Source organism: Arthrobacter sp. TmtSoilC79 (assembly GCF_059739405.1).
Window position 1 is genome coordinate 1,352,049 of the sequence record NZ_AP046051.1, and the last position, 23,119, is coordinate 1,375,167.

General features: G+C 63.7%; 25 protein-coding genes. 13 read left to right on the forward strand and 12 right to left on the reverse strand.

Annotated features, from left to right (window positions below; all coding sequences use genetic code 11):
- Nucleotides 1-39 precede the first annotated feature (39 nt).
- The 5 genes from AC6JA3_RS06260 to AC6JA3_RS06280 all read left to right on the forward strand — a co-directional run bounded on the left by AC6JA3_RS06260 (nucleotide 40) and on the right by AC6JA3_RS06280 (nucleotide 3,672).
- Nucleotides 40-264 carry a DUF3188 domain-containing protein gene (locus AC6JA3_RS06260; RefSeq protein ID WP_091549890.1) on the forward strand — a complete coding sequence of 75 codons (225 nt, stop codon included), beginning with the start codon at nucleotides 40-42 and terminating at the stop codon, nucleotides 262-264.
- Between the two features lie 74 nt (nucleotides 265-338).
- A complete protein-coding gene (locus tag AC6JA3_RS06265) occupies nucleotides 339-788 on the forward strand; it encodes an FAS1-like dehydratase domain-containing protein (RefSeq protein ID WP_026539768.1) in 450 nt (149 codons plus the stop codon).
- A 2-nt stretch (nucleotides 789-790) separates the two neighbouring features.
- Complete coding sequence (locus AC6JA3_RS06270) at nucleotides 791-1,228, forward strand: MaoC family dehydratase (protein WP_026539769.1); 438 nt, start codon at nucleotides 791-793, stop codon at nucleotides 1,226-1,228.
- Complete coding sequence (locus AC6JA3_RS06275; RefSeq protein ID WP_223943481.1) at nucleotides 1,225-2,595, forward strand: MFS transporter; 1,371 nt, start codon at nucleotides 1,225-1,227, stop codon at nucleotides 2,593-2,595. The genes AC6JA3_RS06270 and AC6JA3_RS06275 overlap by 4 nt, the downstream gene beginning before the upstream one ends.
- A gap of 9 nt (nucleotides 2,596-2,604) precedes the next feature.
- Nucleotides 2,605-3,672 (forward strand): UDP-N-acetylmuramate dehydrogenase, encoded by a 1,068-nt coding sequence (locus AC6JA3_RS06280; RefSeq protein ID WP_026546318.1) that lies wholly within the window; start codon nucleotides 2,605-2,607, stop codon nucleotides 3,670-3,672.
- Between the two features lie 177 nt (nucleotides 3,673-3,849).
- Here the strand turns inward: AC6JA3_RS06280 and AC6JA3_RS06285 are convergent, their stop codons facing one another.
- Complete coding sequence (locus AC6JA3_RS06285) at nucleotides 3,850-4,329, reverse strand: hypothetical protein (RefSeq protein WP_026539772.1); 480 nt, start codon at nucleotides 4,327-4,329, stop codon at nucleotides 3,850-3,852.
- Between the two features lie 85 nt (nucleotides 4,330-4,414).
- Here AC6JA3_RS06285 and AC6JA3_RS06290 point away from each other — a divergent pair, with 85 nt between their 5' ends.
- The gene (locus AC6JA3_RS06290) at nucleotides 4,415-5,545 is read left to right on the forward strand and encodes a winged helix DNA-binding domain-containing protein (protein ID WP_026539773.1); all 1,131 of its coding nucleotides are present in this window, start codon (nucleotides 4,415-4,417) and stop codon (nucleotides 5,543-5,545) included.
- Between the two features lie 100 nt (nucleotides 5,546-5,645).
- On the opposite strand, the gene asd is transcribed toward AC6JA3_RS06290, so the two are convergent.
- The 10 genes from asd to AC6JA3_RS06340 form a co-directional block, all read right to left on the reverse strand.
- Nucleotides 5,646-6,800, reverse strand: coding sequence for an aspartate-semialdehyde dehydrogenase (asd, locus tag AC6JA3_RS06295; RefSeq protein WP_026539774.1), 1,155 nt, complete (start codon nucleotides 6,798-6,800; stop codon nucleotides 5,646-5,648).
- A 117-nt stretch (nucleotides 6,801-6,917) separates the two neighbouring features.
- Entirely contained in the window at nucleotides 6,918-7,142 is a 225-nt protein-coding gene (locus AC6JA3_RS06300; RefSeq protein ID WP_026539775.1) for an NF038396 family protein, read from the reverse strand.
- Between the two features lie 2 nt (nucleotides 7,143-7,144).
- Nucleotides 7,145-7,762: a dihydrofolate reductase gene (locus tag AC6JA3_RS06305; RefSeq protein WP_026539776.1), complete on the reverse strand. Its 618-nt coding sequence runs from the start codon at nucleotides 7,760-7,762 to the stop codon at nucleotides 7,145-7,147.
- Nucleotides 7,759-8,562, reverse strand: a complete 804-nt coding sequence (locus AC6JA3_RS06310) for a thymidylate synthase (protein ID WP_026539777.1) — start codon at nucleotides 8,560-8,562, stop codon at nucleotides 7,759-7,761. Before AC6JA3_RS06310 ends, AC6JA3_RS06305 begins: the two co-directional genes overlap by 4 nt.
- The gene (locus AC6JA3_RS06315) at nucleotides 8,559-8,951 is read right to left on the reverse strand and encodes a GntR family transcriptional regulator (RefSeq protein ID WP_026539778.1); all 393 of its coding nucleotides are present in this window, start codon (nucleotides 8,949-8,951) and stop codon (nucleotides 8,559-8,561) included. The genes AC6JA3_RS06310 and AC6JA3_RS06315 overlap by 4 nt, the downstream gene beginning before the upstream one ends.
- Nucleotides 8,948-10,600 (reverse strand): hypothetical protein, encoded by a 1,653-nt coding sequence (locus tag AC6JA3_RS06320; RefSeq protein ID WP_155854554.1) that lies wholly within the window; start codon nucleotides 10,598-10,600, stop codon nucleotides 8,948-8,950. Before AC6JA3_RS06320 ends, AC6JA3_RS06315 begins: the two co-directional genes overlap by 4 nt.
- A gap of 73 nt (nucleotides 10,601-10,673) precedes the next feature.
- Nucleotides 10,674-11,642 (reverse strand): NUDIX hydrolase, encoded by a 969-nt coding sequence (locus AC6JA3_RS06325; RefSeq protein ID WP_026539779.1) that lies wholly within the window; start codon nucleotides 11,640-11,642, stop codon nucleotides 10,674-10,676.
- Between the two features lie 9 nt (nucleotides 11,643-11,651).
- Entirely contained in the window at nucleotides 11,652-13,901 is a 2,250-nt protein-coding gene (locus AC6JA3_RS06330) for an RNA degradosome polyphosphate kinase (protein ID WP_026539780.1), read from the reverse strand.
- 103 nt (nucleotides 13,902-14,004) lie between these two features.
- Nucleotides 14,005-14,976 carry a mycothiol synthase gene (mshD, locus tag AC6JA3_RS06335; RefSeq protein ID WP_026539781.1) on the reverse strand — a complete coding sequence of 324 codons (972 nt, stop codon included), beginning with the start codon at nucleotides 14,974-14,976 and terminating at the stop codon, nucleotides 14,005-14,007.
- A gap of 257 nt (nucleotides 14,977-15,233) precedes the next feature.
- Complete coding sequence (locus AC6JA3_RS06340) at nucleotides 15,234-15,932, reverse strand: winged helix-turn-helix transcriptional regulator (RefSeq protein WP_026539782.1); 699 nt, start codon at nucleotides 15,930-15,932, stop codon at nucleotides 15,234-15,236.
- A 260-nt stretch (nucleotides 15,933-16,192) separates the two neighbouring features.
- Between AC6JA3_RS06340 and AC6JA3_RS06345 the strand changes: the two genes are divergently transcribed.
- The 7 genes from AC6JA3_RS06345 to AC6JA3_RS06375 all read left to right on the forward strand — a co-directional run bounded on the left by AC6JA3_RS06345 (nucleotide 16,193) and on the right by AC6JA3_RS06375 (nucleotide 22,297).
- A complete protein-coding gene (locus AC6JA3_RS06345) occupies nucleotides 16,193-16,927 on the forward strand; it encodes a hypothetical protein (protein WP_026539783.1) in 735 nt (244 codons plus the stop codon).
- Nucleotides 16,928-17,093: 166 nt separating this feature from the next.
- The gene (locus AC6JA3_RS06350) at nucleotides 17,094-17,693 is read left to right on the forward strand and encodes a nitrobindin family protein (RefSeq protein WP_026539784.1); all 600 of its coding nucleotides are present in this window, start codon (nucleotides 17,094-17,096) and stop codon (nucleotides 17,691-17,693) included.
- A 63-nt stretch (nucleotides 17,694-17,756) separates the two neighbouring features.
- Nucleotides 17,757-18,479 carry a flavodoxin family protein gene (locus tag AC6JA3_RS06355; RefSeq protein WP_026539785.1) on the forward strand — a complete coding sequence of 241 codons (723 nt, stop codon included), beginning with the start codon at nucleotides 17,757-17,759 and terminating at the stop codon, nucleotides 18,477-18,479.
- Nucleotides 18,480-18,534: 55 nt separating this feature from the next.
- Nucleotides 18,535-19,620 carry a CAF17-like 4Fe-4S cluster assembly/insertion protein YgfZ gene (gene ygfZ, locus AC6JA3_RS06360; RefSeq protein ID WP_026539786.1) on the forward strand — a complete coding sequence of 362 codons (1,086 nt, stop codon included), beginning with the start codon at nucleotides 18,535-18,537 and terminating at the stop codon, nucleotides 19,618-19,620.
- Entirely contained in the window at nucleotides 19,617-20,042 is a 426-nt protein-coding gene (locus AC6JA3_RS06365) for an ankyrin repeat domain-containing protein (RefSeq protein WP_035760456.1), read from the forward strand. The genes ygfZ and AC6JA3_RS06365 overlap by 4 nt, the downstream gene beginning before the upstream one ends.
- Nucleotides 20,043-20,163: 121 nt before the next feature.
- Complete coding sequence (locus AC6JA3_RS06370) at nucleotides 20,164-20,793, forward strand: PadR family transcriptional regulator (RefSeq protein WP_026540279.1); 630 nt, start codon at nucleotides 20,164-20,166, stop codon at nucleotides 20,791-20,793.
- Complete coding sequence (locus AC6JA3_RS06375; protein WP_026539788.1) at nucleotides 20,777-22,297, forward strand: DHA2 family efflux MFS transporter permease subunit; 1,521 nt, start codon at nucleotides 20,777-20,779, stop codon at nucleotides 22,295-22,297. The genes AC6JA3_RS06370 and AC6JA3_RS06375 overlap by 17 nt, the downstream gene beginning before the upstream one ends.
- A gap of 71 nt (nucleotides 22,298-22,368) precedes the next feature.
- On the opposite strand, the gene AC6JA3_RS06380 is transcribed toward AC6JA3_RS06375, so the two are convergent.
- Nucleotides 22,369-23,118 (reverse strand): GNAT family N-acetyltransferase, encoded by a 750-nt coding sequence (locus AC6JA3_RS06380; protein ID WP_223943478.1) that lies wholly within the window; start codon nucleotides 23,116-23,118, stop codon nucleotides 22,369-22,371.
- Nucleotide 23,119 lies beyond the last annotated feature (1 nt).

Genomic DNA, 23,119 nt, shown 5'->3' on the forward strand with positions numbered 1-23,119 from the left:
AGAGCCAACCCCTCGGCAACCCACCGGTAGACTTGGACGGTGCTGGAACAATTTTGGGCTACGGCCTCTACGTCTTACAAAGTGCTGGTTTTCAGCGCCATGGGGCTGATCGCGGTCGGGCTCATCCTCTCCATTGTTGGGAACACCTCCGGCAACCAAGGGCTGGCGTTGGCCTCACTGCCCGTGATCGGTGCGGGCCTGCTCCTTCACGTCACAGGACTGGTTATCCGGGGCCAGAAGATCCGCAAGAGCTACAAGAAATAACCCGTTCGTCGAACTTCACGTTCCCCGTATCCACGATCTGCGCCCAAGCTCCCTTGGCCCGATAGGGTTGGAACATGAGTATCAATCCGGACCTGCAGGGCCGAAGCTACCCTGCCGCAGAGGTATACGACGTCGGTCGTGAAAAAATCCGCGAGTTCGCCAAGGCTGTCAAAGCCGGCAATCCCGCGCACTTCGATGTCGAGGCAGCCAGGGCCTTGGGGCACAGCGACCTCGTAGCCCCGCCAACATTCGCCATCATCGTCGCCCAGCGTGCTGACGCCCAACTGGTGGAGGACCCGGAATCGGGGATCGATTTCTCCCGCGTGGTTCATGCTGACCAGCGCTTCACGCACCACCGGGCCATTGTTGCCGGCGACCAGCTGGTGGCCGAACTCCATGTCGATGGCGTCCGGGCCATGGGCGGGGGAGCGATGATTACCACGCGCTCGGAGATTTCAACGGTGGACGGCGAGAAGGTCGCCACTACCACCTCATCCATCCTGGTCCGCGGAGAGGGACAGTAACCATGAGCCCCACATTCGAAGAACTGACGGTCGGCCAGGAAATCGGCAGCCGCAGCATTGACGTCACCCGCCAGGACCTGGTCAAGTACGCAGGAGCCTCCGGCGACTTCAACCCCATCCACTGGAACGAAGCCTTCGCCACCTCGGTGGAGCTGCCGGGCGTCATCGCGCACGGAATGTTCACCATGGGTGCGGCCGTGCAGCTGGTGAGCGACTGGGCAGGCGACCCCGCCGCCGTCGTCGATTACCAGACCCGCTTCACCAAGCCCGTCCTCGTAACCGACACGACCGGAACCGATGACGCCGGCGCTGTCATCGACGTCACCGGTGTTGTGGGAGCGCTCGACGCCGATGCCCGCACCGCGCGTATCGACCTCACCGTGGTTGCGGCGGGACTGAAGGTCCTCATGAAGTCACAGGCGGTTGTGAAGGTCTCTTGAATCAACAGAACACCTCGCAACACCGCAGCAAACCGCGCGCCACATCGACTGAAATGTCGCGGTGGCGCGCCGCTGTTCTTGCCTCCTACGCGGCCAGCGGCATCGCCTTTGCCACGTGGGTCTCCCGCCTGCCCGCCATTCGTGATGGATTGAACCTGACGCCGGGCGGCATTGGCCTCTTGCTCATGTGCATGACGGTGGCCTCGTTCATCTCCATCTCCGCCTCCGGCCTCATCGTGCTGCGGCTTGGCCCCAAGCTGACCACGAGGATTGGCAGCTGCATGGTGGGTGCCGGCCTTGTCACCGTGGGTGTCGGCACCTCCATTGCGGCAAACCCCTTGGTGGTGGCAGCAGGCCTGGTAATCCTTGGTTTGGGGACGGCCAGTTGGAACACCGCATCCAACGTGGAAGGTGCTTCGCTTGAGCGCGAGCTGCAGCGCCACATCATGCCCCACCTGCATGGTGCGTTCAGCTTGGGAACCGTCGCCGCTGCTGGTTTCGGTGCCTGGGCCGCGGCCATCCACATGCCGGTGTTCTGGCATTTCCTGATCTCGGGCCTGGTAGTGACGACGTCGGTGGTGACGGCAACTTTCTGGTTCCGCGCAGAAAAGACCGCTGCAGCTACGCAGACGTTCCGCCCTGAGGAAACCGACACTTTCCAGGATCCGTCAACGGGACCTCTGCCTATCATTTCCCGGAATCCGGGTGACACCTCCCGGAACCCGGACACTGGGCGGGAAGACCGCAAAGCCCCGGTTCCACTGGACAGCAAGAGGCTGGTGGCCCTTGCCTGGCGTGACCGCCGGACGCTGCTGATCGGCGTCCTGGTCCTTGGCTTGGCCTTGGCCGAAGGAGCTGCCGGGGATTGGGTGGCGCTGGCACTGGCTGACGGCTACGGTCAGACCGACGCCGCAGGTGCTGTAGGTTATGGACTGTTCGTCACGTTCATGACCATCGGCCGTTTCACGGGCACAGTGATCCTTGACCGTTTTGGCCGGGTAGTGGTGATGCGCTGGTGCTCGGCGACCGCCGTCGTGGGTTTGGCGCTTTTTGTCTTCTCGCCCGTTCCCTGGCTCGCGTTCGTTGCCTTGGCCATCTGGGGGCTTGGAGCCTCGCTGGGGTTCCCCGTGGGGATGTCGGCTGCGGCAGATGACCCCGTCCACGCCGCTGCCCGGGTCTCAGTGGTCTCCACCATTGGTTACGGCGCCTTCTTGTGCGGCCCTCCGCTGCTGGGACTGTTGGCTGAACATTTCGGCATCCTGCATTCACTGCTGGCCCCGTTGGTGTTGCTGGTGGTCAGTTTCTTCCTGGCGCCCCTGGCCGGTCAACAGGCGGCAAAGTCCGCGGAGCCCAAGGAAGCCCGTTAGGCTTGATTGGTGACCCAAACGCTGCTTTCTGAATTGACCACTGCTGCCGTTGGTGGCCCCGCGGGCACCTTTATTGAGGCCCGCACTGAGGCTGAAATTATCGACGCCGTCCGGTCGGCCGACGCTGCAGGTGAAAGACTCCTCATCATCGGTGGCGGCTCCAATTTGTTGATCTCCGACGACGGTTACCCCGGTACGGTGCTGAAGATCGCCTCGGAGGGGTTCACAGTGAATTCCGAAGACAGTTGCGGTGGCGTGTCGGTGGTTGTGCAGGCCGGACACAACTGGGACGCCCTGGTTGAACATTCCGTGCTGCATGCCTGGTCCGGACTGGAGGCATTGTCCGGTATTCCGGGATCAACTGGCGCAACCCCCGTGCAGAATGTGGGTGCCTACGGTGCTGACGTTTCACAGACCATCGCTGCTGTCCGCACCTGGGACCGCGAACGCAACGCAGTCCAGACGTTCACCAGCTCCGAACTCAAGTTCGGATACCGCGACTCCATCCTGAAGCAGACCACGGTTGAAGGATCACCGCGCTACGTGGTGCTGACCGTGGAGTTCCAGTTGCCGCTGGGCCGGATGAGCGCCCCCATCCGCTACGCCGAGTTGGCCCGGGTTCTGGGCGTGGAGCCGGGCAAGCGTGCCTACTCCAACGATGTCCGCAGGGAAGTCCTTCGGCTCCGCGCGTCCAAGGGCATGGTCCTTGATGCAGCAGATCGTGACACCTATTCCACCGGCTCGTTCTTCACCAACCCGATCGTGCCGGCAGAACGGGCCGCTGAACTGCCGGAGAACGCACCCAGGTACCCTGCCGGTGACGACGGACAGGTGAAGCTCTCCGCCGCGTGGCTGATCGACCAGGCAGGGTTCGGCAAGGGCTTTGGCCTGGAGGAAGCGAGCGTTTCGGGCGGCCGGGCGTCCCTGTCCACCAAGCACACCCTCGCCATCACCAACAGGGGGACAGCTTCGGCCGCGGACATGGTGGCCATCGCGCGGGAGGTGAGGTCCGGCGTCGTCGGGCGTTTTGGTATTGAACTCCACCCGGAACCATTGCTGATCGGCCTCTCCCTCTAAAGCGCCGCCCGCGAGGGGTTGGATCTCGGGGGAATAAGGCGATTTTTCGGTTGAGATCCCGCCCCTCGCCGCACGCCGCCCCTCGGCGCACGCCGCCCCTCGGCGCACGCCGCCCCTCGGCGCACGCCGCCCCTCGGCGCACGCCGCAGCGCGGCCAAGTGCGCGACGCCGGCGACCCTAGCGCGTCCGCCGCTCGGCGATCGGCAGGATCTTGTTGAGCAACAGGAACGTGAGGCCGCAACTGACGGAGCCCAGCAAGAAGATCTGGCTGAACGCGATACTTTGCGGCGATGGTCCACTGGGCATGAACAGGCCGGCGGCTGCGAAACCCACCAGGCCCAGGAGCATGACAATGGCTCCCAGCAGGAAGCTGCGGACCTGGGCGGCGGCGGTTGGGTAGAACCACGGCTCGGGGGCGTCGTCGTCGCGGTCGGAGACGGGTTGGCAGATCGCTGCGGTGCCGATGAGCAGGGCAGCTGCCGCGGTTGCTACGAGGCTGACTGTCTGGATGGCCTGCATCGAGGGGGAAAGGCTGACGCCCGTTCCCACCGCGACCACCAGGCCCGCACCAAGCCCCGCGAGCGTGCAGAACCAGCCGGCGGTAGCCAACCACCGGCTCATCGGCCGCACAAACGGGGCAAGATCTCCGAAAAGCATGAATCCATCCTAGGATCCGCTGCTGGGTAGGGGCTGGGAGGCGCGGCAAGGTTCCCTGTGCATGCCTGCCCTTTTAGGATGAAGCATGCCTGCAGCCCTCAAAAGTCCCAGTCCCCGTGTGATGGGCCGTTTGCGGCTCGTCAGCCAAGGCCTGCTGGGTGGTGGCTTCCCCTCGGTTGCCGACGCCGTTCGTTGGATGACCGCCATGCAGGCCCAGGACCTGGGCCATGCGCTGTGGGCTGTCGGGCAGCGGGTTCCCGGCACCCATGCCTCGGATGTCCGGGCCGCACTCGACGCCGGGAGCGTGGTCCGTTCCTGGCCCATGCGGGGTACCCTTCACCTCCTGGCCCCTGAGGATCTCCGCTGGATCCTGGGCATCACCAGTGACCGGCTCATGTCCGTGGTGGCCGGCAGGCATCGTGAACTGGGCATCACGCCGGACGACATCAGCCATTGCCGGGACATCGCCTTCAAGACAGCGGAGTCCCTGAAGGCCGGGGGTGCGCCCGGAGCGAGCCGTGAGCAGTTGTTCCAGGCCTTTGAGGAAGCAGGCCAGGCCACCAAAGCGCAGCGGGGGATCCACTTGCTGGGGAGTCTGTGCCAGCGTGCGTGGCTGGTTCAGGGGCCCATGGCTGCGGCCAGCGGGAAGGCAGGCTTGCAGCAGCTGTTTGTGCCGTTTGAGGACTGGATCCCCGAATCCAGGGAGCTTGGCCGCGAGGAAGGCATAGCAGAATTGTTGTTCCGCTACGTCAGGAGCCACGGACCGGCGACCATCAAGGACTTCTCGTGGTGGAGCCAGGTCCCGCTTCTTGAGGCGCGGGCGGCCCTGAAGACCCTGCATGGCCGGCTGGTTGAGGTGCCGTTGGGCGGCAGCAGTTATTGGGTGTCGCCGGAGACTGCTGCGATGCTCGACGACGGCGTCCCAGGGTCGCGCTCGCTGCTGGCACTTCCTGGCTTCGATGAGTACCTGCTCGGCTACCAGGACCGGAGCCTGGTGCTGGCTCCCGAGCATGCCGGGCAGGTGGTGCCTGGCAGGAACGGCGTTTTCAAACGCATCATCGTATCCGGCGGAGAAGTGGTGGGAACTTGGGTCAGGACCATGAGCGGCAAGTCAGTGGGCGTCGCACCCGAGCCGTTCGCCGGGCAATTGGGGGCTGCCGCTGAGCGCTCCTTCCAAGCCCAGGGCAGGGCGTACGTGAAATTCATGGCCGGCTGAACAGGCAACCGGGGGCCATAAATACACCGACAACGCGAAAACCCGCTGTTCCGAGGCCGTGAAGCAACGGAACAGCGGGTCAGCAGCGGGTTGGAGCAGCCTAGAGCTTGCCCGTGGCGATGTTGAGCATGCGGCGCAGCGGCTCGGCTGCACCCCACAGGAGCTGGTCGCCAACTGTGAAGGCGCTGATGTACTCCGGGCCCATTTCGAGCTTGCGGATACGGCCCACGGGGATGTCCAGGGTTCCGGAGGCTGCCACGGGGGTCAGGTCCGCCATGGAGGCTTCCTTGGTGTTGGGAACAACCTTGGCCCACTCGTTGTCCTTGGCCAGGAGGTTCTCGATTTCGGTCACGGACAGGTCTTCGCGCAGCTTGAGCGTCAGGGCCTGGGAGTGCGAACGCATGGCGCCGATCCGGACGCAGAGTCCGTCCATCGCGATGTGGTCCTTGCCGGCCGTTCCGTTGCCGGTGCCGAGAATCTTGTTGGTTTCGACGCCGGCTTTCCACTCTTCCTTGGACTGGCCGTTGCCGAGGTCGGCATCGATCCAAGGGATCAGTGAGCCGGCCAGCGGCACGCCGAACTGGGTGGCGTCAACGCCGGTGCGCTGTGCAGCGAGGACCTTGTGGTCGATTTCAAGGATCGCCGACGCCGGATCCTGCAGTTCGCTGCTGACCTCGTTGTTGAGGGTGCCGAACTGGTTCAGGAGTTCACGCATGTGACGGGCTCCGCCACCGGAGGCAGCCTGGTACGTCATGGAGGTTCCCCACTCCACCAGGTTGTTCTTGAACAGGCCACCGAGGCCCATCAGCATGCAGGAAACCGTGCAGTTGCCGCCGATGAAGTCCTTCACGCCCCCGGACAGGCCGGCGTCGATGACATCGCGGTTGATGGGGTCCAGGACGATGATCGAGTCATCGTTCATGCGCAGGGTGGAAGCGGCGTCGATCCAGAGGCCGTCCCAGCCACGGCTGCGAAGTTCGCTGTGGACCTGCTTGGTGTAGTCGCCGCCCTGGGCGGTGACAATGATCGGCAGCTTGGCCAGGGTCTCAATATCGAACGCGTCCTCGAGCTTGCCGGGGTCGCCGGCGGCAGAGTCCAGGAAGGACGGGGCCGCACCTCCCGCGTTCGAGGTGGAGAAAAATACCGGGTTGATGTTGGCGAAGTCGTTCTCTTCCTGCATGCGCTGCATCAGGACGGAGCCGACCATGCCACGCCAACCGACCAGTCCAACGGACGGATTAGCTGCTGTAGTCATTGAACAAGTCTAGACTTTCGGAGCAAACCGCCGCTGTTGATTACGTCACGCACGCAACGGGCGGGCACCACGAGTTCCCAGGTGCCGCGCGGCAGCCGGCCGCGGCTTCAGCGCTTCTTAGAGGGCGCCGGCGTCGTGCTCTTCAAGCAAGAGGGCTTTGCGCTTGCGCACGGCGAAGAAGGCACTGAACGTAAATACCTGCGTGACAACGATCAGCACGATGATTCCGGCGATCTTGTTGCCGCCCAGGATCATGGTCAGTCCCACAATGGCGGAGATCAGGGCGAAGAGCGGCAGCAGCATATAGCCCAGCACAAACAGGGTTTCGGGTTTCTTCAGCATGCTCAGCTCTCTTGGCTTTCCTGGGTTGCGTTTCGGCGCCACGTAGTGAACCGGTAGTTGGTGCCGTTCTTGGCGGTGAGCCAGCCCTCGGACGGGGCTACGGCGTCGAAGGTCCAATCATCGCCGAGTTCGGGAGCGAAGGTGTCGCCCTCCGGATCGGCGTCGATGATGGTGATGACGGCCAGGTTTGCTATCTCCATGGATTGTCCAAAGATTTCGCCGCCGCCGATGATCCAGACTTTTTGGCCACCGGGCGCGAACTGCGACTCCAGGAGGGCCGCGTCCAGTGATGAAACCACGACGGCGCCCTGGGCCTCGGGCGTGGACGCCCAGTCTGCGTTGCGGGTCACCACAATATTGGTCCGGCCCGGGAGGGGACGGTACTTTTCCGGGAAGGACAGCCACGTCTTGCGGCCCATGATGACGGGGTGGCCGGTGGTGAGTTGGCTGAAGTGCTTGAGGTCCTCGGGGAGGTGCCACGGCATGGAGCCGTCCTTGCCGATCACGCCGGACTTTGTCTGCGCCCACACCATGCCGATGCCCGTCATGCGCGCGGCGGTCTCCTGGGTGAAGATGACGCCGGGAAGCTGGGAGGGAGTCCCGGGGGAAGTCGTGCTCATACGGCGATCGGGGCCTTGATGGTGGGGTGGTGGCGGTAGTCCACAACCTCGAAGTCGTCCAGGGTGTAGTCGAAGATGGAGTCCGGCTTCCGGAGGATCTTCAGTTGCGGGTACTCGTAAGGCTCACGGCCGAGCTGCTCGGCAACCTGGTCCACGTGGTTGTCGTAGACGTGGACGTCTCCGCCGGTCCAGACGAATTCGCCCGGCTCCAGGTCCAGTTGCTGCGCCACCATCCGGGTCAGCAGTGCGTAGGAGGCAATGTTGAAGGGAACGCCCAGGAACGTGTCGGCGGAGCGTTGGTACAGCTGGCAGGACAGTTTCCCGTCTGCGACGTAGAACTGGAAGAACGCGTGGCACGGAGGCAACGCCATGTCCTTGAGCTCGGAGACGTTCCATGCGGACACGATGTGCCGGCGCGAATCCGGGTTGGCGGCCAGGTTGGCCATGAGCTCGGAGATCTGGTCGATGTGCCCGCCGTCGGGGGTTGGCCAGCTGCGCCATTGGACGCCGTATACCGGGCCGAGCTCGCCGTCGGCGTCCGCCCATTCGTCCCAGATGGAGACGCCTTGGTCCTGCATCCACTTCACGTTCGAGTCGCCGCGCAGGAACCACAGGAGCTCTACCGCCACGGACTTGAAATGGACCCGCTTGGTGGTGATCAGCGGGAAGCTCCCGGCAAGATCGAACCTCAACTGGCGGCCGAAGACGCTGCGGGTTCCGGTTCCGGTGCGGTCCGACTTGTGCGTGCCGTTGGCCATGACGTCGCGCAGGAGGTCTTCATAAGGGGTGGGGATGCTCACGAGTCCAGCTTACTGGTCAGCCTGCCTCGAACCAGATCTATGAGAGTGTCGTCACCAATGCCGGCACCCCTGGCCGTCCGGATCAAGCCGTCGACGGCGGCCATCACCGCAGCGTCCGAACGGACAGTCCCGTGGGGCGCGGGAGGCGGGCCGACGACGACAGTCCCGTTCCGGCGTCGTGATTCAATCAGTCCGCCCTGCTCCAGCTCCTTATAGGCGCGCGCCACGGTTCCCGCTGCGATGCCGAGGTCAGCGGCCAGGCTGCGCACCGTGGGCAAGCGGCTCCCCGGTTCAAGGATGCCCACTGCTATGAGGGAACTGAGTTGCCGGCGGATCTGTTCGTACGGCGGAACAGGATCGGAGAGGTCCACAGTGATCCCGGCCGTCATTGTGCGTGTTCTCCCTGCTTGGCCGCGTGACCCCGTGGAATGGTCCGGAAGAGCCGCCGCACCGGTGTCAAGGCGACCAGGGCCCCGAGGACGATCAGGACCAGGCCAATGCCCACCGCGGGGCTCGGGCCGATCGGATCCGGGCTGGGTGCGGGCGGGAACACTTCGTACCAGGCGTTTCCAGTACTGACCAGCAGTACGCCGGCCTGCGCCAGGGCATACGCCGCCAGCGTCCGCACGATCCTGTAGATGCTGATGGCACGGAGCGCGGAGTCCAGTCCTGCATTACCGCCTGCCTCGGGGATACCACGACGACGACGCACAGTCAGGATGGCACCGGCCCCGGCCAGGGCAACCACTGCGGAGAGAAGGGCGACGGCGGGCCAGGCCTTGGGACCGAACGGTTTCACTTCCCCGGCAACGGCGAAGGCAACTGCCAGTGCCAGTACCACGGCGCTGGCTATGGCAAAGGACAGCAGGCCCCTGGAGACGGGTTGCCGCGGCCAGTGGCGTGGAGCCTCGGGCGTGCCGTAGTTCCTGGCGGTCAGGAACTCGCCCGCAGCAATGGTTGCAAGGAGCAGTAAGGCCACTATGGCCGTCAGGGCGGGAAAGGACCACGCGGCGGGTGGTAGCGGAGGAAACAGGATGAGTGCGTAGCCGGCCGCCAGGGCGATGCCGCCCACCACGCCCAGGGCTGCTCCGACGGAAATGCCCAACCGGGCAGCGGGGTGGGTGCGGGGATCGGCGCGGAGGGTGGCGGCGCTGGTGGTCTTGGCCGCTTGGTGCAGCGACGGCAATTCCGGGACCCGCCAACCCCACATCATGAGGAGCACCACCATGTTGACCAGGCCCAGGATGTTGAACCACGACGATTGCCAAAGTGCTCCGGGTGCGGGCTGGGCCGCGAAGTTGCCGGCGATGGCAGCCAGGCCGGCCGCGATGGTGGCCACTGTTCGAAGCAGCCGGTTGGTGGCGATGATCCGGAGTGTTCGGTTGTCGTCGCCGTCGAGGGTTTCCAACTGGCGGCGGCGGGCGGTCAGGAAAAGTACCAGCACGGTTCCCAATGCCAGGACCAGCAAGGCCCCGCCGAGCCAGGCTGCCAGCTCTACTCCGGGAATGCGGCCGTCCTGGCCTTGACCCACGTACCCGTTGTCCGGATACGCACCGCCCTGAGGAGGCGCCTGGCCCGGGGGTGTCGGCAGTACCGGCGTGTGGCCCGGGAGGGTCCCGATCCACGCAATGACCAGCGCTGCGACTGCGAAGATTGCTGCGGTGGTCCAAGCAAGCTTTCGGGGAAGGAAGTCGCGGATCCTGCGGACGGTGAGTTCAGCGTATCTGCGCGGAGCTTTCGGTGCCGGGTAGCTCAACTGCCCCAAGGCATGAACCGTGAGGCAGGCAGCGATCGGCCAGCCCAGGGCCGTGGCGATCTGGTCCGCAGTTGCGGGGGCGCTGGATCCCATGGGATTTGCGCGCATGATCCCGGCGTTCATGGCACCCTGCAGTGAGCTGGCCATCCACCCGATGATGCCCACCCATAATCCGTGCGAGGCAACGGATTGGGCATCGGGCTTGGACCAGACCTGCATGCGCAGGAACAAGTACACGATGATGGCGCCGACTACCGGCGCCAGGAAAAACAATGTTGGCACAACAACCACAGCAAGACCCCCACATCTTTTGTATCAATCTACTGATACAAAAGTGCGGGGGTCAAGCTACTGCCTAGTCGTCGAAGGGCTTGACCTGCTCCACGGAAACAATCTTCCGCCCGGAACCACGCGCTACCTGACAGACGATCACTTCGCCCGGCGTCAGGTACGGGTCCGATGCCGGTAGCAGGGCTTTCAGGCCCTGCGACATATGTTGTCCCAGCTGTTTCAGGGCAGTGGGAAGCGCAGGGCGGTGTGTGCAGACGGCGATCGGAACCTGTTTGTCGAACAGGGCCTCCACCGCTGCCGCCGTCTTCTTGGGGGAGCGCTGGTGGCTGTGTTCGGTCAAGGCTTCCACCAGTTTGACCTTTGCCCCACTGGCCTTGGCATAGGGGGCGATGGTGGCAACGCAGCGCGCCCAGGGGCTGGTGACCACGCGCTGCGGTTTCCACACGCCCAGGAGACGTTGAACGGCAACTGCCTGCCGCTGGCCCGTCGCTGCCAACGGACGGTCGCCCTCGGCTTTGGTCCAGGAAGACCGCGGTTTTGCCTTGGCGTGACGGATCAGCACCAGCGGCCATGTGTCCAGTTCGCCCCGGACGTGCGCCTTCTCCAGGTACTCGAGCGGCTCCACATCCGTTGGGTTGCTCAGGAACGAGGCCGCCCTGTCGGGACTGCACCACATGACGCTGTCCACTTCCTTGCCGTCCGGCCTGAGCTGGGCTCCGTTGACCCGGACAGCCCAATACCGGACAATCTTCAAACCGGCAGAGACGTGGTAATGGATTGCGGGAAGGGGGATGCCCAGCGGTGCCTGGAGACCTATCTCTTCCCACACTTCACGGGCAGCGCACTCAGGAACCGTTTCGCCGGCGTCGAGCTTTCCTTTCGGCCAGGACCAATCGTCATACCGCGGCCGGTGGATGAGGAGTACCTCAAGGGCACCCTTGTTGAGCCGCCACGGAATAGCGCCGGCTGCGACAACAGCCACCGGCTCGCCGGGGTGGTCAGTCTGATCCGCCACGGGGGTATCGCTGTTCAAGTGCTTCCTCTACCGCCGTGCCGATGCGCGCTGCCGCGAGCGGGATTCCAGGAGCCAAGACTGCATGTCCAGCAACGGGTTGCCGTCCCCATCCTGGTGATGCCGCGTCCAATGGCCCTGGTTGTCCAAGTGCCAGCTGGCAGTATTGTCATCCACGTAACGGCTCATGAGGTCCATGACTGTTGCGGTATCTTCCTTGCTGGCCAACTGCACCAAGGCCTCCACGCGACGGTCCAGGTTGCGGTGCATCATGTCCGCCGAGCCGATGTACACCACGGGATCGCCGCCGTTGCCGAAGGCGAACACGCGGGAGTGCTCAAGGAAACGCCCCAGGATGGAGCGGACTGTGATGTTCTCACTCAGGCCAGGCACGCCGGGGCGCAGCGAGCAGATGCCGCGCACCACCACATCAACTCTCACGCCGGCCTGCGAAGCGCGGTACAGGGCGTCGATGATGGCTTCGTCCACCATGGAATTGACCTTGATCTGCACCAGGCCAGGGACGCCGGCGCGCGCATTGCGGATTTCGGTTTCAATCCGCTCCACCAAGCCCGCACGGACCGAACGCGGAGCAACGAGCAGCCTCTTGAAGGTGGACTTCGGCGCGTAGCCGGAAAGCTGGTTGAACAGCTTGGAAAGGTCCTCGCCCACTTGCTCGTTGGCAGTCAGCAGGCCAAGGTCCTCGTAATACCGGGCTGTGCGCGGGTGGTAGTTACCGGTGCCGATGTGGCAGTAGCGGCGCAAGCCATCCACTTCCTGGCGGACCACCAGCGACAGCTTGCAGTGGGTCTTCAAACCCACAATGCCGTACACCACGTGGACGCCGGCCTGCTCCAGCTTGCGTGCCCAGGAAATATTGGCCTGCTCATCGAATCGGGCTTTGATTTCCACCAGGGCCAGCACCTGCTTGCCCGCCTCTGCGGCATCGATCAGTGCGTCCACAATCGGGGAGTCGCCGGAGGTCCGGTACAGGGTTTGCTTGATCGCCTGCACCTTGGGATCCGCCGCTGCCTGCTCCAGGAAAGCCTGAACCGAGGTGGAGAAGGAATCGTACGGGTGGTGGAGCAGGATGTCCCGACGACGCATGGCCGCAAAGACGTTGGCTGCCTTGGACGTCTCGGATTCGTTCAGGTACCGCGAAGTGTGCGGAACGTGCTTGGGGTAGTGGAGATCTGCCCGGTCGATGTTGCTGATCGCCGACAATCCACGCAGGTCAAGGGGTGCCGGCACGGAGTAGACCTCCGACTCCTCCACTCCCAGTTCCCGGATCAGCAGCGCCTTGATGTTCGGGTTGATGTCCGTGGTGACTTCCAGGCGGACCGGGGGGCCGAAGCGGCGGCGCAGCAGTTCCTTCTCCAGGGCCTGGAGGAGGTTCTCGGCGTCGTCCTCTTCGACTTCCAGGTCCTCGTTGCGGGTGACGCGGAAGGTGTGGTGCTCCAGGACCTCCATGCCTGGGAAGAGTTTGTCCAGGTGGACGGCGATGACTTCTTCCAGGGCGATGAAGCGGGCTACCCGGCCGGGGATGGCACCGGCCCGGGGTCCGTCCACCGAAATCAGGCGCGGGAGCTGGTCCGGCACCTTCACGCGGGCAAAGAGTTCCTTGTCGCTGATCGGGTTGCTCACGATCACTGCAAGGTTCAGGGAGAGTCCTGAGATGTACGGGAAGGGGTGTGCCGGGTCCACAGCCAGGGGGGTCAGGATGGGGAAGACCTTCTCCTGGAACATGATGCTGATCCGGTGGCGCGCATCTTCATCAAGTTCGTGCCAGTGCATGAGATGGATGTGCTCATAAGCCAGTGCCGGACGGATCTGCTCGGCAAAGACCCGCGCGTGGCGTTCCTGCAGCTTGTGGGCTTCCTCGCCGATCTGCTCCAGTACCTCGATGGGGCTCAGCCCCGCGGGGGAGGGCACGGCCAGCCCGGTGGCGATACGGCGCTTGAGGCCTGCCACCCGGACCATGAAGAACTCATCCAGGTTTGAGGCAAAGATCGAGAGGAAGTTGACGCGTTCCAGCAGGAACAGGTCCGGGTCCTCGGCGAGTTCAAGCACGCGGGAGTTGAACGCCAGCCAGCTGAGCTCGCGGTCCAGGAAGCGGTCCGGGGTGATGTCGCCTTCGGGCTCAAGGCTCGGCGCGAATTCCGGAATGTCGATGCGGTCCTGGGTGGCCCGCGAGGCCGGCACTTCCGAGGATCCGAAGCGCGGGGGCAGGGTTGCCCCCTTCGAGGTGGATCCGGCGGTGCCGACGGGGTCCGGCTGCATGGGGTTCTCCTAAGCTCAGGACGGGGTTTCCTCCCACATTACAAGCAATTGGGCTGCCCGAATCATAGATGTCACCGGCTTTCCGTCCGGCAATCACCCCTGGTTAATTTTTGGTTAAAGGTCCATACATCACATCGGTATCCCAGCGGACGAAGCCGAGTTTCTGATATAGGGCTACCGCAGCCTGGTTGTCGGCGTCCACGTACAGCATGACGGCGTGCAGGCCTTTGTCCTGGAGATGCTTGATTCCGGCCACCGTCAGGGCCTTGCCCAGTCCCAGTCCTTGGGCTTCGGGAGTAACTCCCACTACGTACACTTCGCCGATGGCCGGGTGCGGTCCCTGCCGGGGATGGACCTTGGTCCAGTGGAAGCCCAGGAGCTCGCCGCCGGCATTGACGGCCAACAGGAACCCTTCGGGATCGAACCAATCTTCGGCCTTCCGGGCTTCGAGGTCCGCCAAAGTCATCGAACCCTGCTCGGGGTGGTGGGCGAACGCGGCACGGTTCGCTGCCAGCCATGCCTGCTCGTCCTGGCCCGGCACGAAGGCGCGCAGCGACACGCCCTCCGGTAGGCCGGCATCGGGCAGTACCGAAGCGGAGGACATGAGCCGCATCTTCCACAGCTCCCGCACGGCCTGGTAGCCGAATCGGGCGGCGAGTTCGGCAGCGGCCTCATGGTTCCCGTGGGACCACGCACTGAGTCCCTCCAGGCTCCGCTTGCCCTGCAACCCGCCCAGCAGCCTTCCCGCCACGCCCTGGTTGCGGTAGCTCGGGTGGACAGCCAGTTCCAGGACACCGCTGGAGTCAGGCGCTTCAACGACGACGGCGACACCCGCCAGATCGTCGCCGGTGGCAGGATCGGAGTCCTCGTCGGGGGCGTACAGTGCCAGGGTCAAGACGGAGTGGTCCCCGGAATCTGCGCCGCGCAGCATGACCAGGGTCTGCTCAGAGAAGGGCGGGTTGCCATCTGACTCCTCTGCGGCTGCGGCGAGGGTCTTGACGTCCTTGAGGAGATGGGGGTCCAAGGCGCCGGCGATGATCAGGACGGGCCAGTTTTCCGGGTGCGCGTGACTCATGATGCAAGGCTATACGTCCAAGGCAAGCCCTGTGATTTGAAGTCCGGGGGGAACGGCGGTAGTCTCGTTATCTCGCTCGGCTTTGCGGCTTCTTATGAAGTCAACCAGTCAGTGCAGGGGGGATCCACCAGTGGGGTGGCCTCGATACGTTCGACCCGTATGTCCTCCACTTTGAAACGAAAGAGGCCGGAATCCGCAGGGATTCCGGCCTCTTTCGTATTATGCTGCGGTTTCCCGTGGCTTCCGGGAGCCTGCGGTCAGGCTTCGGACAGCTCGTCATCGGGCAGTCGCACCAGCGTGAGCCGGTAGCCCACGTTGCGGACCGTGCTGATGAGGTTCTCGTGATCCACACCCAGCTTGGCGCGAAGCCTCCGGATATGGACGTCCACGGTCCGGGTGCCGCCGTAGTAGTCATAGCCCCAGACTTCGGTCAACAGCTGCTGGCGCGTGAACACGCGGCCCGGGTGCTGTGCCAGGTACTTCAGGAGTTCGAATTCCTTGAAGGTCAGGTTCAGGGGCTGGCCGCTGACGCGGGCGGTATAGCTCGCTTCGTCAATAACGACGCCGGCCGCACGGATCTCCGTTTGGGTTTCCTCTTCACCGGGAACCGCCCGGGCCATGGCAAGGCGGATACGCGCTTCAACCTCGGCGGGGCCGGCGGAATCGAGCACGATGTCATCCACTGCCCATGCATTGGAGACGGCAGCCATGCCGCCTTCGGTGAGGATGAGCATAAGGGGGGCGCTGAGTCCGGTTGCCTTGAGCAGTTGGGTCAGCGATCGGGCGCCGACCAGATCCTTGCGGGCGTCCAGGAAAACGATGTCCGTGGGATCGGTTTCAAGCAGGGCGGTGGGTTCTGCCGGGAGGATGTGTACGCGGTGGTTCAGCAACTCCAAGGCAGGCAAAATGTCCACCGATGAGCCGGTGCTGTTCGTCAGGAGCAGGATGTGCGACATAGTTCCTCCAATGGGCTGTACGCGCATCATCGGGCGTCGAAACCGGTAATTCCCGGCCGGTCACAGCGCATTGGCAGCCTCTGCCCGTTGTAACGGGATCAAGGCCAATACAGTGCGCCGTTGAAGTCTGAGTATACCCATCAGTGCCCTGCGACACATGGATTCGTGACGGGCGTGCACCGGAATTACGACATATTGGGCCGGGTTAAGGCAGGATTGTCGAGAGGTCGTAAGGCGCATCGGATTGAGGTCGGCACACAGTGAAGTCTTGGAGCATCGGGGTATTCGGACTCGTGGCGCTTACCGCCATCGTGGCCAGCACCTTCGTTTCCCGGGAGGCCATGGTGGGTGTCGGCGTTGCCGCATCGGCGGCCGTGGGTATCGGCTGGCCGCATTTCCTTGGCGTTCCCGCAAAGAAAACCCTGGCGTCAGTGATCGGGTTGGCTGGTGCGGGATCTGCCGTGTCCGCCGCCTACCTGCCGGCTCCCGGATTCCTGGAAGGAACGCCGGCCTTCATTGCCTTGGGGGTGATGGCGGTCTTCGTGGTCCAGCTCGTCCGCGGCACAGGGCAAGCGCAGCGGCTGGAATCAACCCTGGGATGCTGCGCCGGTGTGCTCCTGAACTGCCTTGGTGCAGGGTGGATTGCCGGGGCACGGTTCAACGGAGTCAAGGAAATGGTGGTGGTGGCCGGCCTGAGCGCAGCGGTCGCCCTGTTGGTGGGAATCATCCGGTGGCCCGACCGCATCGTGGCTCCGCTGGGTGTGGTCATGGCCGGACTCATGGGTCCCCTGGCCGGTCTTGTATTCTCTGATATCGCAGTACTTCCTGCGGCGTTGGTGGGCGTAGTGGTTGGCTCCGTCCTTGTCTGCTTCCGCCGGATGACCACCCTTCGGCGCGGACGCCTGAACATCCGGGCGGCAGTGGGAATGGGTGTTGCGCCTGTCTGGGCTGTGGGGGCCTTGGTGTACTTCATAGACAAACTACTCATCTACTAACGGTTAGGATGGCATCATGTCTGTACTCGCATTTGAAATCTTCTTCCTCGTTCTCCTCGGCCTGGCCAGCGTTGCCATGGCATGGTTTGCGGGCTTTGTCGTATACCGCCTTTTCAAGGGCCAGAAGTAAATTCTCTGATCCTGCTCTCCAACAGAGGTAGTCGTTGTGCCTATTGAGATCCCTACCGACCTGACGCCCGAACTCGTCCCCCTTTCCTGGCTCATTGGTGAGTGGGAAGGCCGCGGCCGGCTCGGCAGCGGCGACGAGGATTCCGAGCATTTCGTCCAGCACGTCTCCTTCACCCATAACGGGCTCCCGTACTTGCAGTACCGGGCCGAGACCTGGCTCAGTGATGACGCCGGTGAAAAGCTGCGGCCGTTGACCGTTGAAACAGGCTTCTGGGCCCTGGAGCGGAAGCTCGAAGAGGGCGACGGCGGTCCCGGACTTATCCCGGCGGACATCGTTCCGGTGCTCAAGACAGCCGACGAAGTCGAAGAACGCCGCAACAAAGACGGTGGCTTCGATATCTCGGTGTCGATTTCGCATCCCGGTGGAATTACCGAGCTCTACTACGGCCAGATCAAGGGGCCCCAAATACAGCTCAGCACCGACATGGTGATGCGGGGAAGCCACTCCAAGGAGTACACGGCAGCTACCCGGATCTTCGGCCTGGTTGATGGGAACCTTTTGTGGCGCTGGGATGTTGCCGCAAGCGGCAAAGCCCTCGAAGCGCATGCCTCGGCGTTCCTGAACAAGGTTTCCTGACACTTCCTGACCCCAGGAGCATCACCTCAAGTTCCAGCAGTCGCACGGCAGAAGGAGCAGACAGTGAACAACCACGTCAGGCCTGAGGGATATGGCGGCCTCAAAGCTGTCTTCTTCAACGGCACCCTGAAACCTTCGCCGCAAACCAGCAACACTGATGGGCTCATCAGGATCAGCCGGGACATCATGGAGAAGCAAGGTGTCACCACCAAGCTTTTCCGCACCGTGGACCATGACATCGCCAGTGGTGTCTATCCGGACATGCGCGAGCACGGTTGGAAAACGGACGAGTGGCCGGAGATCTACCCTGAGGTCCGGGACGCCGACATCGTAGTGGTGGCCGGGCCTATCTGGTTGGGGGACAACTCCTCCCAAACCAAGAAGCTCATCGAGAGGCTTTATGCCCATTCCGGCGAGCTGAACAGCAACGGCCAATGGGCGTTCTACCCGAAGGTGGGCGGCTGCCTCATCACGGGCAACGAGGACGGCATCAAGCACTGTTCCATGAACGTGTTGTACAGCCTGCAGCACATCGGCTTCACCATCCCACCCCAGGCCGACGCCGGGTGGATCGGGCCTGTGGGCCCTGGTCCCAGCTACCTGGACGAGGGATCAGGTGGCCCGGAGAGTGATTTCACCAACAGGAACACCACCTTCATGACATGGAACCTGCTCCACATGGCCAAAATCCTCAAGGATGCCGGGGGTATACCTGCCTACGGCAACCTGCCGGCGGAATGGAAAGCCGGTACCCGGTTCGACTTCGAAAATCCGGAATACCGCTGACCGGAAATATTGCCGCACCCGGAATACCGCTGAACTGCAAGGACTTCTACTACATATGACTTACTCGAGCCCTCTCTTGTCGCGCCCTGGCGCCGTCGAGGACACCGGCCTGGATGCCGGCGTCGCTGCCCACTACGGGGAGCCGCTGCGTGAGCAGCGCGCACTGGCGGCCGGAACCGCCGTCGTCGACCTCTCGCACCGCGGTGTGGTGACCGTGTCCGGACCCGACAGGCTGAGCTGGCTTAACACGCTGTCCTCGCAGCAGCTCACCAACCTTCAGCCCGGTGTCGCCAGCGAACTGCTGCTGCTCAGTGTCCAGGGCCGCATCGAGTTTGACGCCCGGGTCATTGACGACGGCGGGACCACTTGGCTGATCGTGGAAACCGCGGAAGCGGCGCCCTTGGCTGAGTGGCTCAACAAGATGAAGTTCATGCTCCGCGTCGAGATCGCGGACGTCTCGGAGCAGTGGGCAGTGGTGGGTTCCACCAAACCGGTGGAGCAGTTCTCCCAGCGCCTGGTGTGGAAGGACCCGTGGCCGCGTGTCAGCCCGGGTGGTTATGCGTACAGCATCGTTCCGGAGGAGTCGCACCCGGGACTTGAGCGTCCCTGGTTCGAATACCTTGTCCCGGCCGCGGAACTGGAGAGCACCGTCGAGGGCCTTCCCCTGGCAGGTGCCTTGGCGGCAGATGCGCTGCGGATCGCTGCCTGGCGTCCCCGCTTGGGTGCAGAGACCGACGAGAAAACCATTCCCCATGAACTGGATCTGCTGAGGACCTCCGTCCACCTGAACAAGGGTTGCTACAAGGGCCAGGAGACCGTTGCGCGGGTGCACAACCTGGGGCACCCGCCGCGTCGGCTTGTTTTCCTGCAGCTGGACGGTTCACAGCACACCCTTCCCGCAGTGGGCAGCGTCGTATTTGCCGGCGAACGGAAGGTGGGTACTCTGACTTCTGTGGCGCAGCACTTCGAAATGGGACCCGTGGCCTTGGCCGTGGTGAAGCGGTCCGTTTCAGCGGAGGAAACCCTGACGGTGATGGATGGCGAAGAGCCGTATGTCGCTGCCCAGGAAGTGATCGTCGCCCCCGACGCCGGCCAGGTTGTCGGGCGCCAGACCGGATTCCTGAAGGGACCCCACCGATGAGCCATCTGAACCCGACCCCAGGTTCCGAGCCCACCAACCCGGCAGTGGCCGACGACGAAACGTTGGCACTGGCCCACGCCCTTTTCGATGCCGCACGCGAAGGCAATACCGAATTGCTCCGCGGGTACTTGGCTGCCGGGGCCCCGGCCACGCTGACCAACGCCGCGGGTGATTCCCTGCTGATGTTGGCCGCCTACCATGGGCACGCCGAAGCCGTGCAGGTGATCCTCCACCATGGCGCCGACGCCAATGCAGCCAATGACCGCGGCCAGACGCCCCTTGCCGGAGCGGTCTTCAAGGGTTACACGGATGTTGCCCGGGTGTTGCTGGACGCAGGAGCAGACCCCGACGCCGGAACCCCCTCCGCGCGCGAGGCTGCGGCGATGTTCGCCAGGGCCGAGATCCTGGCCCTTCTGGGCTGACGGTTCCTATCTGACGCCAGCCAGGAAGCAGGCCCGGTCGCTTGGCGGCCGGGCTTACTTGTGCCCATATATTCCATGTGGAATAGTTGTGGTGGAATATACGCGACGGAAAGGGGCCCACATGCCCAGGATTTCCGATCTGACGCCCCTGGGTGTCGCATCCCTGGCCCTTCTGGCCGAGGAACCCATGCATCCGTATGAGATGTACCAACTGCTGATGGCCCGCCATGAAGACCGGCTGGTCAAGGTTCGCCCCGGAACGCTGTACCACGCAGTGGGCCGGCTCGAAGACAACGGCCTCGTGGAAGCCACGGGAACCGAACGTGAAGGAAACCGGCCCGAGCGGACCTTGTACCGGATCACCGATGCCGGGAAAGACGCGCTCGATGACCGGCTCAGGGCCATGCTTTCCACCCCTGTCAATGAGTACCCGCTGTTCCCGCACGCCATTGCGGAGGCGCACCATTTGCCTGCCGCCGATGTGATGGAACTCCTGGAGGAACGGGTGGTGGCCCTGGCCGCGGACCTTGACTTCCTGCTCCGTGCGGAGGCCGTCGTCACGGCCAAGGGACTGGATCGCAAGTATTGGATAGATATCAGCTACCAGCAGGCAATGCGCAAAACGGAGATCGCGTGGATCCGCGGCCTCCTCGAGGAGTTGGGCAACGGGCTCCTGCCCTGGGACGAGTCCCTTGCCACTCCACCGGAACTTTCAAACAAGCCAAAGGAATCCCTTGGAAAACGTAGCTAAGCCATGGCCCGCGCTGTGGTCACTCGTTGTGGGCTTCTTCATGATCCTTATCGACACCACCATTGTGTCGGTCGCGAATCCGCGGATCATGGAGGGCCTCAACACGGACATCAACGCGGTCATTTGGGTCACCAGCGCCTACTTGCTGGCGTACGCAGTACCCCTTCTCATTACCGGCAGGCTGGGGGACCGGTTTGGTCCCAAGAACTTGTACCTGATCGGCCTTGTGGTCTTCACGCTGGCATCGTTGTGGTGCGGCCTCTCCGGTGATGTCGGCATGCTGATCGCGGCACGGGCTGTCCAAGGCCTGGGCGCGGCAATGATGACTCCGCAGACAATGGCCGTCATTACGCGCATCTTCCCCCCGGACCGTCGTGGTGCCGCCATGGGACTGTGGGGAGCTACAGCCGGCATGGCCGTGCTGGTTGGCCCCATCCTCGGCGGCGTGCTGGTGGACAGCCTTGGCTGGGAGTGGATCTTCTTCGTCAACGTCCCCATCGGGATCGTGGCCTTCATCCTCGTGACGCGTTTCGTGCCGAAGCTGACCACCCACACGCACTCGTTCGATGTCCTCGGCGTAGTCCTGTCCGCCGTGGGCATGTTCCTGCTGGTCTTCGGTATCCAGGAGGGCCAAACCTACAAGTGGGGAACAGTCACCGGCTTCGTCACTGTGTGGGGCTTGATCATCACAGGACTTGTGGTGCTGGTGCTCTTCGTTCTCTGGCAGTGGTGGCTGGAACGCCGCGGCGGGGAACCGCTGCTGCCGCTCGGCCTGTTCAAGGACCGGAACTTCTCACTGGGCAACACCACCATCATGGCGGTTGGATTCACGGTGACCGCCTTCCCGTTGCCCACCATCTTCTACTATCAGACGGTGCGCGGCCTGACACCAACGCAGTCGGCGCTTCTCATGATTCCCATGGCAGTCATTTCCGGTGCCTTGGCGCCGTTCGTTGGCAAGCTTATTGACCGCGCCAACCCCCGGTACTTCGCATCCTTCGGCCTGGTGTGCCTGGCCGGCGCCTTGTTCTGGACCGCCTCACTGCTGGGACCGGACACCCCCATCTGGATGTTCCTGCTGCCCAGCGCCCTGCAAGGTGTTGCCAACGCCTTCATTTGGGGACCGGTGTCCAATGCCACCACCCGCAACCTGGAGCCCCGGCAGGCCGGTGCAGGTTCCGGTGTTTTCAACACCACCCGCCAAATCGGTGCAGTCCTTGGCTCGGCGGCCATTGCTGCGTTGATCCAGTCGAGGCTCTCCGCAGAACTGCCCGCAGCGCCTGCCGGCGCACCGGTGGGCGAGGCGTCCATGGGTGGGGCATTGCCGGAAGCCCTTCATGCAGGATTCTCGACGGCGATGAGCCAGTCCATCCTGCTGCCCGCCTGTGCGGTGCTGCTCGGCGCCGTGGTTGCACTGTTCTTTGGCAAACCGAAGACCGTGCAGGGCTGGGGAGGCGAGTCCGAACCAGCGGCCACAACCGACAAGGCTGACCTGAACTCTTAAGGGTTTTGGTACACCTGACGCCCCTAAGGAGCCTTCTTAGGGGCGTCAGTTGTCTTGGAACCTGGTGGGAGTCAGCCGAGAAGGACGCTCGCATGGAGCCCGCCAGTGGCAAAGCCAAGGCTGCGGGCCATAGCGAGTGCTCCGGTGTTGCTGACATCTGCCTTCCATTGCAGGGTCAGCCCTGCGGCGAGCGCTTCGTGGGCAGCGATGGATGCAGCCAGTGTTCCCAGGCCCCGCCGACGCCAGGGGGGTGCCACCAACACACCCATGTTGGCCAGGATGCCTTCCCATTCGGTGTAGGCCCCGCAAGCCACGGGGGTGGGGGGAGCCTCGTCGGGGTGCATGATGGTGAACCGGTGTTCCAGGCCCTGGAGTCCCACCTCATTGACGTCATCCGGAGGGCACAGCGATTCGAGGCTGATCGCTTCCGGGTTTCCCTGGGAGACGGTGAGGTCCTCGGAGGGTTGCTGCAACGGCAAATCGTCGGCGAAGAACAGGGCAGTCGATCCCAACCCGTGCCCTCCGTGCGACCGCGTCAAGGTCAGCAGCGTGACGTGTTGTGCCAGTTCGGTATCGGGAAGTCCGACGGCGGCGTCCAGGGCCCATTGCGGCCCCACCAGTGCTGAAACCCCGAAGAGCCTGAGGAACACCACGGCACTTGCGGATTCGTCCACGCGGGTGATGCGCTGTGCGGGGTCGCCTGCGTCCGTCGATGAGGTGGCAAGCCTGTCCGCGGCGGTGGCGAAAGCGTCGTCGTCGAGCCCCAAATGGCGAGCCCACGCCAGCTGGATGATGGCAGCGGACGTGGGCTCAAGAGTCATG